Raw genomic sequence first — 1,707 nt, 5'->3', positions numbered from 1 at the left:
GCTCCGGCGGCCGCCGGCCGGGGCTGAGCCGGTTCCAGAAATCGCTGCCGATGCCGGCGATGCAGGACAGGCGGCCACCAAGGTCGCGGAATCCGACGGTCTTGACCATGTCGTCGAGTTCGCCGAGCACGGAGCACACCCTAGCCAGGACCGGCTGTTCGCCGGCAACGGTGACGACAAGAAAAATCGCCGATTGCGAAAGCGGGGCATCGACGCTCTGCGCATCGATCGGCACACGGTCCCAGTTCTTGCCCGACATCCGAGAATCTCCGCTTTTTCCAGGATTTGTTTCAGATCGTCCGGCAGGACGCAATACGGGATGATTTGCCTCTTTATCGACACGCGGATGCGGGTAGAGTGCGGCAGAATTTCAATCAACCTGTTCGGAGCTGATGCTCGCACGCCTGTTCGTGATCTTCGGTGGCTTGTTCGTGCTGGTGCTGTGCGCGGCGCTGGTGGTGCCGTATTTTGTCGACTGGACCGGCTACCGCGCCGAGTTCGAGCGCGAGGCAAGCGCCATCCTGGGCCGCAAGGTGACCGTGCAGGGCGACGCCACGGCAAGGCTGTTGCCGTTTCCCTCGGTGACGTTTTCCAACGTCGCCGTCGCCGGCGGCCCCAACGGCCAGCCGGCCATGACCGTCGAGACGTTTTCGATGGATGCGGAACTCGCGCCCTTCCTGCGCGGCGAGGTGCTGATTTTCGACATGCGGCTGGTGCGGCCGAAGGCAATCATAGACATCGCCGCCAATGGTACCGTCGACTGGGCGATGCGGCCGTCTTCGCCCTTCGACCCCGGACAGGTCTCGATCGAGAAACTGACGGTGACGGAAGGGCAGATCGAACTGCGCCATGCCGCCGGCGGCCGCAGCCACATCTTCTCCGAGATCAACTCGACCATTTCAGCCAAATCGCTGGCCGGTCCGTGGCGCATGGACGGCACGTTGCGTCTCGACGGCTTGCGCGCCACGGTTGCGGCCTCGACCGGCAAGGCCGAACCTTCCGGGCAGCTGCGGCTTCGGCTGAAGGCGGACCCCGATGCCTATCCGCTGGTCATCGAGACCGACGGCAATGCGGGCATCGTCAACAGTGCGGCCGTCTATTCCGGCCAGTTCAAGATTTCGGGCGCCGACAAGAATTCAGCCGAGCTGCGCGGCACGGATGGCGCAACGGTGAAGGTCAGCGCCGGCAAGCCCGATCCGGGCTTTCGGCTGAACGGCAAGTTCTCGCTCGATCACCAGAAGCTTGGCGTCGACGAATTCCGTTTCGAGACCGGTCCGCTGGACAATCCCTATACCGCCGACGGCAAGGCCTCGGTCGATCTCGGCCAGAAACCGAGTTTCGCCATCGAGGCCAATGGCGCGCAGGTGCAACTCGACGAGGCGGTGGGTGCGCCGGCCGGCGCGGGCCTGACGCTGGACCAGCGTATCGCGGGGCTGGAACAGGCGCTGCTCGATCTGCCGAAGCCGACAATTCCCGGCACGGTCGAGGTCAAGCTGCCGGCGGTGGTGGCCGGCGACACGACGGTGCGCGATGTTCATCTTTCCGCCGAGCCGGTCGATGACGGTTGGTCGGTGAAATCGCTCGCCGCGACCTTGCCGGGCCGCACCAAGCTGGAAGCCGATGGCAAGGTCATGCTCAACGTGCAGGGCCATTTCGGCTTCACCGGCTCATTGCTGCTGGCGGTGGCGCAACCCTCGGGTTTTGCGG

2 protein-coding genes are annotated in these 1,707 nt (G+C 64.7%); one reads left to right on the top strand and one right to left on the bottom strand.

Going from position 1 to position 1,707, the window contains the following annotated elements:
* Positions 1-259, bottom strand: a 259-nt coding sequence (locus EOA36_RS34820; RefSeq protein ID WP_189553527.1) for a Dyp-type peroxidase domain-containing protein, incomplete at its 3' end; no start/stop codon positions are given.
* 133 nt (positions 260-392) lie between these two features.
* Here EOA36_RS34820 and EOA36_RS34815 point away from each other — a divergent pair.
* On the top strand, positions 393-1,707 hold a 1,315-nt coding region (locus tag EOA36_RS34815; protein ID WP_127281178.1), incomplete at its 3' end, for an AsmA family protein.

It is taken from the genome of Mesorhizobium sp. M8A.F.Ca.ET.021.01.1.1, assembly GCF_003998025.1.
Classification (GTDB): Bacteria; Pseudomonadota; Alphaproteobacteria; order Rhizobiales; family Rhizobiaceae; genus Mesorhizobium.
Note: the sequence above shows the minus strand (reverse complement) of the source record. Positions and strands in the feature narration are given on the sequence as shown.